The 16,237-nt window shown below is 72.9% G+C and carries 12 protein-coding genes; 11 read left to right on the forward strand and 1 reads right to left on the reverse strand.

The window, feature by feature from the left end; all coding sequences use genetic code 11:
- Positions 1 to 40 precede the first annotated feature (40 nt).
- Complete coding sequence (locus NBZ83_RS20110; protein ID WP_261575580.1) at positions 41 to 1,078, forward strand: methionine synthase; 1,038 nt, start codon at positions 41 to 43, stop codon at positions 1,076 to 1,078.
- Positions 1,075 to 3,267, forward strand: coding sequence for an NAD-dependent DNA ligase LigA (gene ligA, locus NBZ83_RS20115; protein ID WP_261575581.1), 2,193 nt, complete (start codon positions 1,075 to 1,077; stop codon positions 3,265 to 3,267). Before NBZ83_RS20110 ends, ligA begins: the two co-directional genes overlap by 4 nt.
- A gap of 28 nt (positions 3,268 to 3,295) precedes the next feature.
- On the opposite strand, the gene NBZ83_RS20120 is transcribed toward ligA, so the two are convergent.
- Positions 3,296 to 4,006 carry an ACT domain-containing protein gene (locus tag NBZ83_RS20120; protein WP_261568292.1) on the reverse strand — a complete coding sequence of 237 codons (711 nt, stop codon included), beginning with the start codon at positions 4,004 to 4,006 and terminating at the stop codon, positions 3,296 to 3,298.
- A gap of 340 nt (positions 4,007 to 4,346) precedes the next feature.
- On the opposite strand from NBZ83_RS20120, the gene gatC reads away from it, so the two are divergent.
- The 9 genes from gatC (at position 4,347) to serA (ending at position 16,073) form a co-directional block, all read left to right on the forward strand.
- Positions 4,347 to 4,643, forward strand: a complete 297-nt coding sequence (gene gatC, locus NBZ83_RS20125) for an Asp-tRNA(Asn)/Glu-tRNA(Gln) amidotransferase subunit GatC (RefSeq protein ID WP_261553985.1) — start codon at positions 4,347 to 4,349, stop codon at positions 4,641 to 4,643.
- Between the two features lie 13 nt (positions 4,644 to 4,656).
- The gene (gene gatA, locus NBZ83_RS20130; protein ID WP_261568291.1) at positions 4,657 to 6,189 is read left to right on the forward strand and encodes an Asp-tRNA(Asn)/Glu-tRNA(Gln) amidotransferase subunit GatA; all 1,533 of its coding nucleotides are present in this window, start codon (positions 4,657 to 4,659) and stop codon (positions 6,187 to 6,189) included.
- 55 nt (positions 6,190 to 6,244) lie between these two features.
- Positions 6,245 to 6,532: a hypothetical protein gene (locus NBZ83_RS20135; protein ID WP_261575582.1), complete on the forward strand. Its 288-nt coding sequence runs from the start codon at positions 6,245 to 6,247 to the stop codon at positions 6,530 to 6,532.
- 43 nt (positions 6,533 to 6,575) lie between these two features.
- On the forward strand, positions 6,576 to 8,093 hold the full coding sequence (gene gatB, locus NBZ83_RS20140) for an Asp-tRNA(Asn)/Glu-tRNA(Gln) amidotransferase subunit GatB (protein ID WP_261568289.1): 1,518 nt from the start codon (positions 6,576 to 6,578) through the stop codon (positions 8,091 to 8,093).
- Positions 8,094 to 8,436: 343 nt separating this feature from the next.
- The gene (locus tag NBZ83_RS20145) at positions 8,437 to 10,254 is read left to right on the forward strand and encodes a penicillin-binding transpeptidase domain-containing protein (RefSeq protein ID WP_261568288.1); all 1,818 of its coding nucleotides are present in this window, start codon (positions 8,437 to 8,439) and stop codon (positions 10,252 to 10,254) included.
- Between the two features lie 276 nt (positions 10,255 to 10,530).
- On the forward strand, positions 10,531 to 12,405 hold the full coding sequence (locus NBZ83_RS20150) for an acetolactate synthase large subunit (RefSeq protein WP_261568287.1): 1,875 nt from the start codon (positions 10,531 to 10,533) through the stop codon (positions 12,403 to 12,405).
- A gap of 118 nt (positions 12,406 to 12,523) precedes the next feature.
- Entirely contained in the window at positions 12,524 to 13,048 is a 525-nt protein-coding gene (gene ilvN / locus NBZ83_RS20155; RefSeq protein ID WP_261568286.1) for an acetolactate synthase small subunit, read from the forward strand.
- Between the two features lie 118 nt (positions 13,049 to 13,166).
- Positions 13,167 to 14,159, forward strand: a complete 993-nt coding sequence (gene ilvC / locus NBZ83_RS20160) for a ketol-acid reductoisomerase (protein WP_261568285.1) — start codon at positions 13,167 to 13,169, stop codon at positions 14,157 to 14,159.
- Positions 14,160 to 14,480: 321 nt separating this feature from the next.
- Complete coding sequence (serA, locus tag NBZ83_RS20165; protein ID WP_261568284.1) at positions 14,481 to 16,073, forward strand: phosphoglycerate dehydrogenase; 1,593 nt, start codon at positions 14,481 to 14,483, stop codon at positions 16,071 to 16,073.
- Positions 16,074 to 16,237: the final 164 nt, after the last annotated feature.

Here is a 16,237-nt window from a genome sequence, read left to right on the forward strand (position 1 = left end):
GCGCCGGGGGGTGTCGGCCACAATGGCGGCATGAGTCTCGATGAGCACTGAGGTAGGCCGCACGCCGCTGTGGCCGGCCGGCTCGGCCACCGGCGTGGGATCTCTGCCGGGCACCGATCCGGTCGAGGCCACGAAGATGGTGTTCGACGAGCTGCCGGACCTGCCGCAGCTGCCGGAGCTGCCGGCTCGCGGGCCCGGCGCCACGATGATCGGTCGAGCTGGGGCGATCCTGCTCGACCTGCCCGTCGACCTGCAGCCGGCCGGCTGGCGGCTGGTGCCCCGGCCGGGCCACGACCTGCGCAGATCCCGGGACCTGCTGCGACGGGACCTCGACGCGTTGACCGACGTCGCCGACGGGTACTCCGGGCCGATCAAGGTCGCCGTGGCCGGGCCGTGGACGCTGGCCGCCGAGCTCGAGCTGCCCCGCGGGCACAAGGCGCTGTCCGACACCGGGGCGACCCGCGACCTCGCCGAGGCGCTCACGGCGGGCCTGGCCGAGCATCTCGGCGACCTCGCTCGACGGGTCCCTGGCGCGCAGTTCGTCGTCCAGCTCGACGAGCCGTTGCTGCCGGCGGTGCTGGCCGGCCGGGTGCGCACGCCCAGCGGCTTCTCGGTGGTGCCGGCCGTCGAGGCGGGCCTGGTGGAGCAGCGGCTTGCGGCCCTCGCCGAGGCCATCCGGGCGCTGACCGGCGTCGCCGGGATCGGCGTGCACTGCTGCGCCCCGGACGTGCCGCTGGCGGCGCTGCACGGCGCCGGAATGGACTTCGTCGGGCTCGACACCGCTCTGCTGACCTGGGCCCAGGATGACGCGGTCGGCGAGCTTGTGGAGGCCGGGGTGCGGATTATCGCGGGCCTGGTGGCCACCGGCGGCGGGTTCCCGAACTTGTCGGACGTCCGCCGTACCGTCGAACCCGTCACCGCATTGTGGAGCCGGCTTGGATTCCGGCCCGAACAGCTCGGGGAGGTGGTCGCCGTGGCACCCGCGTGCGGCCTTGCGGGATTCGGCCTCGACGAGGCCAGGGCGGTCATACGGCACTGCCGTCGGGCAGGCCGCGTCCTGGTCGACGCACCGGCATGAGCGCGTCGGTGGACTCCGGCGACGTGGCGGCGGCCGAGGCCGGTGCCGGGGCCGAGCCGGGCGTCGTCGCGTCTGTCGCGGACCGGGCCCGCGCCGCCGAGCTCGCCCGCGAGCTGGACGAACACGCCTACCGGTACTACGTGCTGGACTCGCCGACCGTCGCCGACGCCGAGTACGACCGGCTGACGGGTGAGCTCACCGCGCTCGAGGAGCGCCATCCCGAGCTGCGCACCCCGAATTCGCCGACGCAGAAGGTGGCCGGGTCGTACTCGACCCTGTTCACCCCGGTCGAGCATCTCGAACGGCTGCTGTCGCTGGACAACGTCTTCGACGACGACGAGTTCCACCAGTGGGCCGCGCGGGCAGCCCGGGAGACCGAGGTCGACGCCTGGCTGTGCGAGCTGAAGATTGACGGGCTCGCCGTGGACCTCGTCTACTCCGACGGCCGGCTCGTGCGCGCGGCGACCCGCGGCGACGGGCGCACGGGGGAGGACATCACCCCCAACATCCGCACGCTGGCGAGCGTGCCGACCCGGCTGCGCGGGGCGGGCGTGCCAGAGCTGCTGGAGGTCCGCGGCGAGGTCTTCTTCCCGACCGAGAAGTTCGCCGAGCTCAATGCATCGCTGGTGGCCGGGGGCGGCAAGCCGTTCGCCAACCCGCGCAACGCCGCGGCCGGGTCGCTGCGCCAGAAGGATCCCCGGGTCACCGCCACCCGCCCCCTTGACATGATCATCCATGGGCTGGGGGTGCGGCGCGGGTTCGACGCCGCCTCCCAGTCGGCGACCTACACCCGGCTCGCCGAGTTCGGGCTGCCCGTCTCGACCCACTTCGAGGTGCTGGCGTCGGTGGGCGACGTGCTGGCGTACATACACCGTTGGGGGCAGGCCCGCCACGACGTCGCCCACGAGATCGACGGGGTGGTCGTCAAGGTCGACGCGTTCGCCCTGCAGCGCCGGCTGGGGTCGACGTCGAAGGCGCCGCGGTGGGCGGTGGCCTTCAAGTACCCGCCCGAGGAGGTCACGACGAAGCTGCGCGACATCCGGGTGAACGTCGGCCGCACGGGCCGGGTCACGCCGTTCGGCGAACTGGAGCCGGTGCTGGTCGCGGGGTCGACCGTGGGGCTCGCGACCCTGCACAACGTCGACGAGGTCGGCCGCAAGGGCGTCCTCATCGGCGACACGGTCGTGCTCCGCAAGGCCGGTGACGTGATCCCGGAGATCGTCGGCCCGGTCGTCGACCTGCGCGACGGCACGGAGCGCGCCTTCGTCATGCCCACCCACTGCCCCGAGTGCGGCACCGAGCTGGTGCGCCCCGAGGGCGAGGTGGACATCCGCTGCCCGAACACCTACTCCTGCCCGGCGCAGCTACGCGAGTCGATCTTCCACATCGCCTCGCGGGGTGCGCTGGACATCGACGGACTCGGCTACGAGACGGCGATCGCCCTGCTGGAGGCGGATCGCGTCCACGACATCGGGGACATCTTCCACCTGACGGCGGAGTCGTTCGAGGGGCTGCGCGGCTTCGGCCAGAAGAAGATCGACCAGATCCTGCGCGGCGTCGAGGCGGCCCGCCACCGGCCGCTGTGGCGGCTGCTGGTCGGCCTGTCCATCCGCCACGTGGGGCCGACCGCGGCCCGCGGGCTCGCCCGGGAGCTGCGCTCGCTCGACGCGATCGCCGCCGCCCCCGCCGAGCAGCTCGCCGCCGTCGAGGGCGTCGGCCCGAAGATCGCACGTGCGGTGGTGGACTGGTTCGCCGACGCCCGTCACCGCGACATCGTCGCCCGCATCGCCGCCGGCGGCGCCTCGCTCGCCGACGCCGGGGCCGAGGAGGGCCCCCGCCCGCTCGACGGTGTCGCGGTGGTCATCACGGGGACGCTCGACGCCTGGAGTCGGGACTCGGCGACCGAGGCGGTGCAGGGCCGCGGGGGCAAGGTCACTGGTTCGGTGAGCAGGAAGACGGCGTTCGTCGTCGTCGGTGCCGATCCGGGGGCCGCCAAGTACGACAAGGCGCGCAGCCTCGGCGTACCGGTGCTGGACGAGGCCGGGTTCGCCGTGCTGCTCGAACGCGGCGCGGACGCCGCGCGCGAGCGGGCCGTGCCCGCCGACGCCGCCCCGGACGCCGACTCCGCCCCGGACGCCGACGCCGCCCGCCGGGCCGCGCAGGCGCAGGACGACGCCCAGCCGCGCTGACCCGGGGCAAGAGCTGACGGGGTCCCGGTCAGAGGCGATCCGTCCTGCTCAGGCTCGCCGCGATGCCGGCGAGGTGGGCCAGCCGCTCGAGCTCGGAGGCACGGAAGGCCGGCCCTCCGGGACGGCCGATGAGGACGACCAGTCGGTCGCCGCCGACGGGTGCCGCGGCGAGCTCCATGCTGACCGCCTCCCAGCGAGGCGGGAAGGCGCCTTCGTCCGGTCCGATCCGTCGCGCCCGGTCCAGCGGCAGCCAGGGCAGCGGCAACCGGACCCGTTCGGGCACGCCGAGGTCGTCCCCGCCGAGCGTGGGCGCGCCGACCGAGGTCTCCCGCACCCGCACGTCGCCGGTGCCCACGTGTTCGAGCAGCACCGCCCAGTCCGCGTTGAACACGGCCGGGGCCAGCTCCGTCAGCGTCGCGGCGGCGTCGAGGGGCCGCTCGGTCAGCGCGTCGACGAGGTCGAGGTCGCTGGCGACGCCGCCGCCGTCCGCGAGGAACGGGCGCAGCGACTCGACGACCACACCCGGCACCGACTGGACCGCGCTGATCGCCCGATCCGCGAGTCCTCCCGGGGGCAGCATGACGAGCAGGTCGTCGACCGCGCCGGCGGGGGTGCGCTCCACGACCGTGACGCTGGCGATGTCGATGCCGGCGGCGCCCAGGGCGGTGGCGACGGCGCCAAGGGTGCCCGGGCGGTCCGGTAATACGACGCGCAGCAGGTGCGACATGTAGTTGAGCATGCACAAAAAGCGTGTCGTGGGCATGGCCTACCGGTCACGCCGAGATGACGCGGCGCGCCGCCGCTTGCCTGGTCAGGCGCCCGGCGGGGAGCTGGCGAGGCGGGGCGGCGGCGCCGCGGGGACACCCTCGGCCGGCAGGTCGGCGGGGTGAGGTCCGTGCCGGCCGCGCCCCGGCCCGTACCATGACATGACGTCGACGCGGCGAAGCGTCCGGTCCGGATCTCTCCCCCGTGGCCAGCCTCCGGGCGGTCCGGAGTCCCCGGTTCTCCCGGCAGCCGCCCGCGGCACGCACGACCAGTCACGGGCCTCGCGCCCACCGCGCACGAAGGGGCCACACGCAATGGGGATCACGCGGGACGAGGTAGCCCATCTCGCCCGGCTCTCGCGGATGTCGGTGACCGACGACGAGCTGGACGCGCTGGCACCGCAGCTCGAGGCGATCCTGTCGGCGGTCGCCCGGGTGGCCGAGGTCGCCGCGGCAGACATCCCACCGACCAGTCATGCCGTGCCGCTGACGAACGTCATGCGCCCGGACGTCGCCCGCCCGTCGCTGCCCGTCGCCGAGGCCCTGGCCGGCGCCCCCGCCACCGAGGACGGCCGCTTCCGGGTGCCCCGCATCCTTGATCCGGACGAGTGAGGTCGCCGCCCGCATGACGGACCACCCGACACCTTCCGCCACGACCAGCGCAGCCGCCACGACAGACGTCGTGCAGCTGACCGCCGCGGCCACGGCCGCGGCGATCGCCGCGGGCGAGCTGAGCGCCGTCGAGGCGACCCAGGCGGCGCTCGATCGCATCGCCAAGGTCGACCACACCATCCATGCCTTCCTGCACGTCGACGCCGAGGGAGCGCTCGCCGCGGCCCGCTCCGTTGACGAGCGCCGGGCGGCCGGGGAGCGGCTCGGCCCGCTCGCCGGGGTGCCACTGGCACTCAAGGACGTCCTGACCGCGCGCGGCATGCCGACCACCTGCGGCAGCCGGATCCTCGAGGGCTGGCACGCGCCGTACGACGCGACCGTCGTCAGCCGGCTGCGGGCGGCGGATGTCGTCCTGCTCGGCAAGGTCAACATGGACGAGTTCGCCATGGGCTCGTCCACGGAGAACTCCGCCTACGGGCCGACCCGCAACCCGTGGGACACCACCCGCATCCCGGGCGGCAGCAGCGGTGGCAGCGCCGCGGCGGTCGCGGCCTTCGAGGCCCCGCTGGCGATCGGCACCGACACGGGCGGCTCCATCCGCCAGCCGGCCGCGGTCTGCGGGCTGGTCGGGGTGAAGCCCACCTACGGCGGCGTGAGCCGCTACGGTCTGGTCGCCTTCTCCAGCTCGCTGGACCAGGCGGGCCCACTGGCCCGCACCGTCACCGACGCGGCGCTGCTGCACGCAGCGATCGCCGGTCACGACCCGCTCGACTCCACCAGCGTCGACGTGCCGGTGCCGGCCGTGGTCGAGGCGGCGGGCCGGCGCGACATCCGCGGCCTGCGGGTCGGCGTCGTGCGGGAGCTCGCCGGTGACGGCTACGACCCTGGGGTGCAGGTCGCCTTCACCGCCGCCGTCGAGACGCTGACCGCGCTCGGCGCCGAGGTCGTCGAGGTGAGCTGCCCGCACTTCACCTACGCGCTGCCCGCCTACTACCTGATTGCGCCGAGCGAGTGCTCGTCCAACCTGGCGCGCTTCGACGCGATGCGGTTCGGGCTGCGGATCGGCGACGACGGCCAGGCCGGCGCCGAGGAGGTCATGAGCCGCACCCGCGAGGCCGGCTTCGGTCCGGAGGTCAAGCGGCGGATCATTCTCGGTACCTACGCGCTGTCCTCGGGCTACTACGACGCCTACTACGGGCAGGCGCAGAAGGTCCGCACGTTGATCAGCCGGGACTTCGCCGCGGCGTTCGAACGGGTCGACGTGCTGGTCTCGCCCACCACTCCGACCCCGGCGTTCCCGCTCGGCGCGAAGGTGGACGACCCCGTCGCCATGTACCTGTCGGATCTGTGCACCATCCCCTCGAACCTGGCCGGTGGCCCGGCGATGAGCCTGCCGGCGGGCCTGGTGGACGGGCTGCCGGTGGGTATCCAGATCATGGCGCCGCCGTTTGCCGACGACCGGCTCTACCTGGTCGGCGGGGCGCTGGAAGAGGCCCTTGACGCCCAGCGCGGGCACGCGCTGCTCGACGAGGCCCCGGCGCTGTGACCGCCCGGCAGGGACGGCCCGGATCGGCGACAGGGCCTGACGGAGGGGGCCGGCGATGGTGAATCTGCGCAGCGGCCGGCAGGACCGCCTCCTGGTCATCATGGTCTGGCTGCTCACCGTCGTGGTGCTGGGCCTCGGCATCGCCACGACGAGCCCGATCCTGCTCGTCTGGGGCGTGCTGGGCCTGCCGGCCGCGGTGTTCCTCAGCTACGTGCACCTGCGCGACACCCGCTCGGGCCCGCCTGCCGGATCCGGCGGGGCCGCCGAGCCCACCTCCGCCGAGCCCACCTCCGCCGAGCCCACCTCCGCCGAGTCCGGTTCCACCGACGACTCGTCGTCATGACCGGCCGACCCGCGCACCCAGCGACCCACGAGGAGTACCCCCGGTGAGCACTGCGGCTCCCGCCAGCGCGCTGCCCTCCTACGCCGACGCGCTCGCCCGTTACGAGCCGGTGATCGGGTTGGAGACGCACGTCGAGCTCGGCACCGTCTCCAAGATGTTCTGCGGCTGCCCCACGGCGTTCGGCGCCGAACCCAACACGCAGGTCTGCCCGGTCTGCCTCGGTCTGCCCGGTGCGCTGCCGGTGGTCAACGAGGCGGCGGTGCGTTTCGCCGTCATGATCGGCCTCGCGCTGCACTGCGACATCGCGTCCTGGTGCCGGTTCGCGCGGAAGAACTACTTCTATCCGGACATGCCGAAGAACTTCCAGATCAGCCAGTTCGACGAGCCGCTGTGCACGGACGGCTGGCTCGACGTCGAGGTCGACGGCGAGGTGCACCGGGTCGGGATCACCCGCGTGCACATGGAGGAGGACACCGGCAAGTCGCTGCACGTCGGCGGCGCCACCGGGCGCATCCACGGCGCGACCCACTCGCTGGTGGACTACAACCGGGCCGGGATTCCGCTCGTCGAGATCGTCACCGAGCCCGACGTCCGTTCGCCGGAGGTGGCCCGCGCCTACGTCGACGAGCTGCGCGAGCTCATCCGCACCCTCGACGTGTCCGACGTGCGGATGGAGCAGGGCTCGCTGCGCTGCGACGCGAACGTGTCGCTGCGTCGCCGTCCGGCCCCCGGCGAGCCCGACGCACCGTTCGGCACCCGCTCCGAGACGAAGAACCTCAACTCGCTGCGGTCGGTGGAGCGGGCCGTGCGCTACGAGATCTCCCGCCAGGCCGGCCGGCTTGACGACGGCGAGCGGATCCGCCAGGAGACCCGTCACTTCGACGAGGCGGCCGGGCGGACGTCGCCCGGCCGGTCCAAGGAGGAGGCGACCGACTACCGGTACTTCCCGGAGCCGGACCTGACCCCGCTGGCGTTGCCCGTGCAGTACGTCGACGAGCTGCGCGCCGGCCTGCCGGAGCTGCCCGCGGCGCGCCGTGCCCGGCTCATCGCCGAGCACGGCTACACCGTCCGGGACCTGACCGACCTGCGCAACGCCGGCGTGCTGGACCTGGTGGAGCAGACCGTGGCCGCCGGGGCGACCCCGGTGGCGGCGCGCAAGTGGTGGCTCAACGAGCTGGCGCGGCGCGCCGCCGACGCCGGCAGCCAGCCCAACGACCTCGCGATCAGCCCGGCCGACATCGCGCGGATCACCGTGCTCGTCGCCAGTGGCGAGCTCACCGACGCACTTGCCCGCAAGGTCATCGACGGCGTGCTGGCAGGCGAGGGCACCCCGGATGAGGTCATCGCCGGGCGCGGCCTCGCCGTCGTCGCGGACGACGGGGCGCTCACAGCGGCGGTCGACGCCGCGATCGCCACGGCGCCGGACATCGCGGAAAAGGTCCGCGGCGGCAAGGTCAACGCCGTCGGCCCGCTGGTCGGCGCGGTGATGAAGGCGATGAAGGGTCAGGCGGACGCGGCCAGTGTGCGGGGCCTGCTGCTGGAGCGCCTCGGCGCATCCTGATCGACTGGGCTGCCCGCCGTCATGGCCGGATTCCACCGCTCCCCGGCCGACCGCTACGATCCACATCGTGCCGTGCTGGCGCCTATGGCGGCTTATCGGCTGCTATACCTGATTACGCGGGTCGCGTCGGGTTCGGGGTGAACATCCCGTTTCGCGGTGCGTGTCGTGGGTGCCGAAGGTTGACCCGGCGTGGCCTGAGCCCGGGAAGACCACGTTCTCCCACCGTGTCGGACCCGCGTGTCGAGTTGCCGACGCCGGCCGGCGCGTCGGGTGCGCAGTGCCGGGGGCCTTCGTAGGGTGGGTCTCCGATCGGGCAGTCGTCTGCGAGGGGAGGCGTCTCGTCATGCCCCTCACTCCGTCCGGATTCACCGCATCGACGTCGCGGCGTCGGGGCCGGGGCCGCCGGCGGGCGATCATCGCCGCCGTGGTGGTCGTCGTCCTGGCCGCCGCCAGCGGGATCGGTTACGTCCTGAAGAACCGGTCCGACGAGCGGGCGACCGACCGTCGGGTCCAGGCCGCGGCTGCGGCCTACCTCGCCGCCTGGCGAACCCTGACCACCACCGGCGGGACGGCGACGCCCGCCTCGGCCGGCTCGGCGTCCCCGGCCAGCGCCGCCCCGGGTAGCGGGAGCGGCGCGGCGGCGACACCGGCCGCGGCCGGAGCGGTGCCCCCCGGGTCGGCGGCGGCCGGCGGCCATGACGGGGCTGGTCGGACCGCGGTGAGCGCGGTGTCCGTGCCCGGCGGCATCGACGTCGCGGCACTGCTGACCACGATGGCCGACGTGCGTGACCGGCTGCTGGTCACCGGGGCCACTTTCACCCCGGGATCGATCGACCGCGACGGCCGGACGGCGTCCGCGCCCTACGTGGCGCGGCTCGACCTGTCCGGCCTGCCGGCACCGCTGGAATACGCGGGGGCGCTGAACCTCGTCGACACCGGCCGAGGCTGGAAGGTCCGGGCGGAGGCGGCCTCCGTGCATCCCGCCCTGCGCCCCGGGCTGCACCTGGACCGGACAGCCTCGACCGGCCATCGCGGCGGCCTGCTCGCCGCCGACGGCCAGCCGCTGCGCGATTCCGGGGACCTCGCCGGCAACCTCGTCGGCCGGGTCGATCCGCTGTCGGGGCTGCAGCGCGTCTACGACGATCGGCTGCGCGCCCAGGGCGGCGCGGTCGTCGTGCGCGACGCGCGGGGCGCCACCGTCCAGACGCTGCACACCTACCCGATGACCGACGGCGAGTCCGTTCGGACGACCCTCGACCTGCGGGTCCAGCAGGCCGCCGAGACGGCGCTCGCGACCGCGGCCCGACCCACCGCGGCGATGGTCGCCATCGACACCCGCACGGGTGGTGTGCTGGCTCTGGCGAACCATCCGCCGAGCGGGGCGAGCCGGGCTGTGCGCGGCAAGTACCCGCCGGGCTCCACCTTCAAGATCGTGACGGCTACCGCCGCGCTGATGAGCGGCAAGACGGCGAGCACCCCGCTGGACTGCACCCAGACGGTCAGCGTGGGCGGGCGGACCTTCCAGAACGCCGAGGCCGAGCAGTTCGGCCCCATCCCGTTGCGGACCGCCTTCGCCAAGAGCTGTAACACCGCGTTCATCCGGCTGGAGGAGTCGCTGCCGGCCGACGCCCTGGAGAAGGCCGCCCAGCTCTACGGCTTCGACGGCCGGGCGCCGCTGGACATCGCCAGCGTCGGTGGGAGCTTCCCGACCCCGCGTGACTCGGTCGAGTCCGCCTCGGCGTCGATCGGGCAGGCCCGCATCGAGGTCTCGCCCCTGCAGATGGCCAGCGTGGCGGCGGCCGTCGCCAGCGGCACGTGGCGTCAGCCGTTCGTCGCCGGTCAGCCGGCGCGCAGCAACGCCATCCCGCCCGCGGTGCTCCCGCCGCTGCGGGACTTCATGCGGGCCGTCGTCACCGAGGGCACCGCCGCGAGCGTGCCGATGCCCGGAGAGGTCTACGGCAAGACCGGCACGGCCGAGTACGCCGACGGCGACCCGCCGCCCACCCACGCCTGGTTCGTCGGCTACCGGGGCGACGTGGCCTTCGCCGTCGTCGTCGAGGACGGTGGCTTCGGCGCCGAGACGGCTGCCCCGGTCGCCGCCCGCTTCCTGACCGCCCTCGACGGCGGCACGGTGGCCGCGCCCGGCTCCGGCGGTCGCTGATCCTGCCCCGTCCGCCGGGCAGCCTCGCCGGCCTGGCCGGCCTCGAGCACCTGGCCGCGGTGACCCGCCGGCAGGGTCTGTGGGGCGGCCACCTGCGGTCGCTGCTTGACGTACGGCTCAATCTCCGGCACGGTATGTCTGTGCACAGTCAGATTCTTGTACGCTCAGAGCGCGCGTAGTCGACGACCTCGACTCGTGCGCCGCCCCTCAGTGCCTTAGGCACGAGGGGCTTTTTCGTGCCCAGCTCCACCCTCGTTCGTGATCCAGCCCCATCACGTGACCGAGTCCATCGCGCGCCCCGCGTTCCGCCCGCCGAGACCACCCGCTGTCGCAGATTCCCGGCCTGTCAAGGAAGACGCCCAGATGACACGAGAGATCACCGGAGCCCAGTCGCTCGTCCACTCCCTCGAAGCGGTCGGAGCCGATGTGGTCTTCGGCATCCCCGGCGGCGCGATTCTGCCCGCCTACGACCCGTTGTTCGACTCCACGCGGGTGCGCCACATCCTCGTCCGTCACGAGCAGGGTGCCGGCCACGCCGCCGAGGGGTACGCCCAGGCCACCGGGCGGGTGGGAGTGTGCATGGCGACGTCGGGTCCGGGGGCGACGAACCTGGTCACCCCGATCGCGGACGCCTACATGGACTCGGTGCCGATGGTCGCGATCACCGGGCAGGTGCCCAGCGCCTCGATCGGGACGGATGCCTTCCAGGAAGCGGACATCTGCGGCATCACGCTGCCGATCACCAAGCACAACTTCCTCGTCCAGTCCGTCGACGACATCCCGCGGACGATCGCCGAGGCCTTCCACCTGGCGAGCACGGGTCGCCCCGGCCCCGTCCTGGTCGACCTGCCCAAGGACATCCTGCAGTCGGTCACCTCGGTGCTGCCGCACGAGATCTGGCCGCCCACGCTCGACCTGCCCGGCTACCGCCCGATCATCCGGCCGCACAGCAAGCAGGTGCGCGAAGCGGCGAAGCTGATCAGCGCGTCCCGGCGGCCGGTGCTGTACATCGGCGGCGGCGTGCTCAGGGCCCGCGCCGCCGCGGAGCTGCGCACGCTGGCGGAGCTGACCGGCATCCCGGTCGTCACCACGCTGATGGCCCGCGGCGCCTTCCCCGACTCGCACCCCCAGCATCTGGGCATGCCCGGAATGCACGGTTCGGTCGCCGCGGTGACCGCGCTGCAGAAGGCGGACCTGCTGATCACTCTCGGCGCCCGCTTCGACGACCGGGTCACCGGCAGGCTGGCCTCGTTCGCGCCGCACGCCGCGATCATCCACGCCGACATCGATCCCGCCGAGATCGGCAAGAACCGCACCGCCGACGTGCCGATCGTCGGGGACTGCCGAGAGGTGATCAGCGAGCTGATCGCCGCGCTGGCCGCCGAGCCCCGCCCGGACCTCGAGGGCTGGTGGCGCACCCTGGACGGCTGGCGGCGCACCTACCCGCTGGGCTACGAATCCCCGGCCGACGGGTCGCTGGCGCCGCAGCACGTCATCGAGCGGCTCGGCCGCATCTCCGGGCCGGAGACAATCTTCGCGGCGGGGGTCGGCCAGCATCAGATGTGGGCCGCGCAGTTCATCTCCTACGAGAACCCCTACACCTGGCTGAACTCCGGCGGCGCCGGGACGATGGGCTTCGCCGTGCCGGCCGCGATGGGCGCCAAGGTCGGCCGCCCGGACGCCACCGTGTGGGCGATCGACGGCGACGGCTGCTTCCAGATGACCAACCAGGAGCTCGCCACCTGCGCACTGGAGGGCATCCCGATCAAGGTCGCGATCATCAACAACGGGTCGCTCGGGATGGTCCGGCAATGGCAGACCCTGTTCTACGACAAGCGGTACTCGAACACCGAGCTCGGCACGCATCCGGGGTCGCCGCGGACCGGAGTCAAGCGGGTGCCGGACTTCGTCCGCCTCGCCGAGGCGCTGGGCTGCGTCGGGCTGCGGTGCGACTCGGCCGCCGAGGTCGACGCGACGATCGAGAAGGCGATGGCGATCGACGACGCCCCCGTGGTCGTGGACTTCGTCGTCCACCCCGACGCCATGGTGTGGCCGATGGTCGCCGCCGGTGCCAGCAACGACGACATCCGGGTCGCCCGCGACCTCGCGCCCGACTTCGACTACTCCGGCGACGTCGAGGTGAACCTGTGACGGCCACCGACCGCGCCGCCGGCGCGCGCCCGCCCGCCCGGCGGCCCGACCGGCGGCCCGGCGGGCAGCGAATTTCCGCGCCGCGAACTTTCCGTTGCCGAACCAGGAGCGCGACATCATGACCCGGCACACCCTGTCCGTGCTGGTGGAGAACAAGCCGGGGGTGCTCGCCCGAGTCTCCGGCCTGTTCTCCCGGCGCGGGTTCAACATCGAGTCGCTCGCCGTCGGCCCGACCGAGCACCCGGACGTCTCTCGGATGACGATCGTCGTCGCCGTCGAGGACCTGCCGCTGGAGCAGGTGACCAAGCAGCTCAACAAGTTGGTCAACGTCCTGAAGATCGTCGAGATGGACACCTCCGTCTCGGTGCAGCGTGAGCTGATGTTGATCAAGGTGCGGGTCGACCCGTCCGTCCGGTCCCAGGTGCTGGAAACCGTCACCTTGTTCCGTGCGAAGGTGGTCGACGTCGCCCCGGACGCCGTCACGATCGAGGCGACGGGCACCCGTGACAAGCTGGACGCCCTCATCCGGATGCTGGAGCCGTTCGGGATCCGGGAGCTCGTCCAGTCCGGCATGGTGGCGCTCGGCCGCGGCGCGCGGTCGATCACCGACCGCAGCCTGCGCGCCGTCGACCGGTCGGCCTGACGGTCGGCTCGCTCCATCTGGTCGGCCGCAGCGGCCCCGCGCGTACCGCGGCGATCGCGGTGATCCCGGCCAGGCCGTGCCCGCATTTCCCTTCACTCAACGAGGAGACACCCCCACGATGGTCGAGATCTACTACGACGACGACGCGTCGCTCGACGTTCTGGCCGGCCGCAAGGTCGCCGTCATCGGTTACGGCAGCCAGGGCCACGCGCACGCGCTGAACCTTCGCGACAGCGGCGTCGACGTGCGGATCGGCCTGCCCGCGGAAAGCCGCAGCCGAGCGAAGGCCGCCGAGGAGGGCCTGCGCGTGCTCACCCCGGCGGAGGCGTCCGCCGAGGCCGACATCATCATGCTGCTCACCCCGGACACCACCCACCGCAAGATCTACGCCGAGTCCATCGCCCCGCACCTGAGCGAGGGCAAGGCCCTGGCGTTCGGCCACGGGTTCAACATCCGCTACGGGCTCATCGAGCCGCCGGCGGGCGTCGACGTGTTCATGGTGGCGCCGAAGGGCCCCGGTCACCTCGTGCGCCGGGTGTTCGAGGAGGGCAAGGGCGTGCCCGTCCTCGTCGCCGTCGAGAACGACGCGTCCGGCAACGCGCTCGCCGTCGCGCTGGCCTACGCCAAGGGCATCGGCGGCACGCGTGCCGGTGCGCTGCGCACCACCTTCACCGAGGAGACCGAGACCGACCTGTTCGGCGAGCAGGCGGTGCTCTGCGGCGGCGCGAGCGCGCTGGTCCAGGCCGGGTTCGAGACACTGGTCGAGGCGGGTTACACCCCCGAGGTCGCCTACTTCGAGTGTCTGCACGAGCTCAAGCTCATCGTCGACCTGATGTATGAGGGCGGCATCTCGCAGATGCGCTACTCGATCTCCGACACGGCCGAGTACGGCGACGTCACCCGCGGCCCGCGGGTGGTCACCCCGGCCGTCAAGGCCGAGATGCGCAAGATTCTCGACGAGATCCGGGATGGCACGTTCGCCCGCGAGTGGGTCGCCGAGGACGACAACGGCCGGCCGAACTTCACCAAGCTCGTGGAGGAGGGCAAGCAGCACCCGATCGAGCAGGTCGGGGCCAAGCTGCGGCCGCTGATGTCCTGGATCGCCAAGTAGCAAGAAGAATCGCCCGGTAGCAAGAAGGATCGCCGGGCAGCCGGCCGACGCCGGTTCGGTGCCGGGCTCCGCCGCCGGATGGTGGCGGAGCCCGGCCGTCGAACGGCGCGGACAGTCGGACCACACCCGGGGGATTGCGCATTTCCGTCGGGACCGGTGCGGAAAGCGTTCGGCCTGAGCAGCCCGCGTCGGTAGGCTGGGCCCGCCGCGCCACCCGGCGCGCAGTCAGTACGCTCACCACCGCCAGGCCGACGGCCACGTGATCACACCTCGTTCCGCGCGTCGCCTCCGGCCTGACCAGAGGTTGCTAGGAGAGGTCCAGTGCCCGTCGTACTCGTTGCCGAGGAGCTGTCGCCGGCCGGGCTGGAGGTGCTGTCCGGGGACTTCGAGCTTCGTCACGTCGACGGCGCCGACCGGTCGGCCCTCCTACCCGCGATCGCCGATGTCGACGCCGTGATCGTCCGTTCCGCCACCAAGATCGACGCGGAGGCGCTCGCGGCGGCGAGCCGGCTCAAGGTCGTCGCCCGCGCCGGCATCGGCTTGGACAACGTCGACGTGGCCGCCGCCACCCAGCGCGGCGTCATGGTCGTCAACGCGCCCACGTCGAACATCGTCAGCGCCGCCGAGCACGCGATCGCGTTGCTGCTCGCCGTCGCCCGCCGAGTGCCGGCGGCGAACCAGTCGCTGCGCGGCGGGGAATGGAAGCGGTCGCGGTTCACCGGCGTCGAACTGGTCGAGAAGACGCTCGGCGTCGTCGGCCTCGGCCGCATCGGGGTTCTCGTGGCGCAGCGGCTGGCCGGATTCGGCATGAAGGTCATCGCCTACGACCCGTACGTGTCGGTGGCGCGCGCCTCCCAGCTCGGCGTCACCCTCGTCGACCTCGACGAGTTGCTGCGGCGCAGCGACGCGATCACGATCCACCTGCCCAAGACGCCGGAGACGCTTGGCCTGATCGGCGCAGAGGAACTGGCCCGGACCAAGCCCGGCGTCATCATTGTCAACGCCGCCCGTGGCGGACTCGTCGACGAGGCGGCGCTCGCCGAGGCGATCAGCTCCGGCCAGGTCGGCGGCGCCGGCATCGACGTCTTCGTCACCGAGCCGACCACCTCCTCGCCGCTGTTCGGCCTCGACAACGTGGTGGTCACCCCGCATCTCGGCGCCTCCACCCAGGAAGCTCAGGACAAGGCCGGGCTCGCGGTCGCTCGCTCGGTGCGCCTCGCGCTGCAGGGCGAGTTCGTGCCGGACGCGGTCAACGTGCAGGCCGGCGGGGTGGTGGCCGAGGACGTTCGGCCGGGCCTGCCGCTCGCCGAGAAGCTGGGGCAGCTGTTCTCCGGCCTCGCCGGCGGGCTCGCCGCCGCCATCACCGTCGAGGTCCGTGGGGAGATCGCGGTCCACGATGTCTCGGTGCTCCAGCTCGCCGTGCTCAAGGGCGTCTTCACCGACGTCATCGAGGAGCAGGTCACCTACGTCAACGCCCCGTTGCTGGCGAAGGAGCGCGGCGTCGAGGTCACCCTGGAGACCTCCGAGGAGGGCTCCTCGGACTACCGCAACCTGGTGACCGTGCGCGGCGTGCTCGCTGACGGCAGCCCGGTGTCGGTCAGCGGGACCCTCGTCGGCTCCCGGCAGGTCGAGAAGATCACCGCGATCGACGGCTTCGAGGTCGACATCCGGCCCGAGGCGCACCTGGCCTTCTTCCGCTACGAGGACCGGCCCGGGATCGTCGGCGCGGTCGGCGCGCTGCTCGGCGAGGCGCACATCAACATCGCCAGCGCCCAGGTAAGCCGAATCCAGGCAGGCGGGGAGGCGCTGATGTCGTTGTCGCTCGACGACGCGGTCGCCGCCGACATCCTGGCCGACATCGCGAAGATCATCGGTGCTTCCTATGCGCGGGCGGTCAGCATCCACGCCGAGTAGCACCCACCGGTGGCCGGCCACACACGGTTCCAGCATTCGACTCCGGGGATCGTCGGCCGTAGCGGCTGTGCCGGCCCGCGCCGCTCGGCCTGGCCCCCTGGATCGGATGGCCGGTCGGTGCCGGGCTGGCGGGACGCGGCCGTGGCACCTGGGTGGGGGTGCGC

Origin of the sequence: Frankia gtarii (assembly GCF_025403375.1) — a bacterium.
GTDB classification, from domain to species: domain Bacteria; phylum Actinomycetota; class Actinomycetes; order Frankiales; family Frankiaceae; genus Frankia; species Frankia gtarii.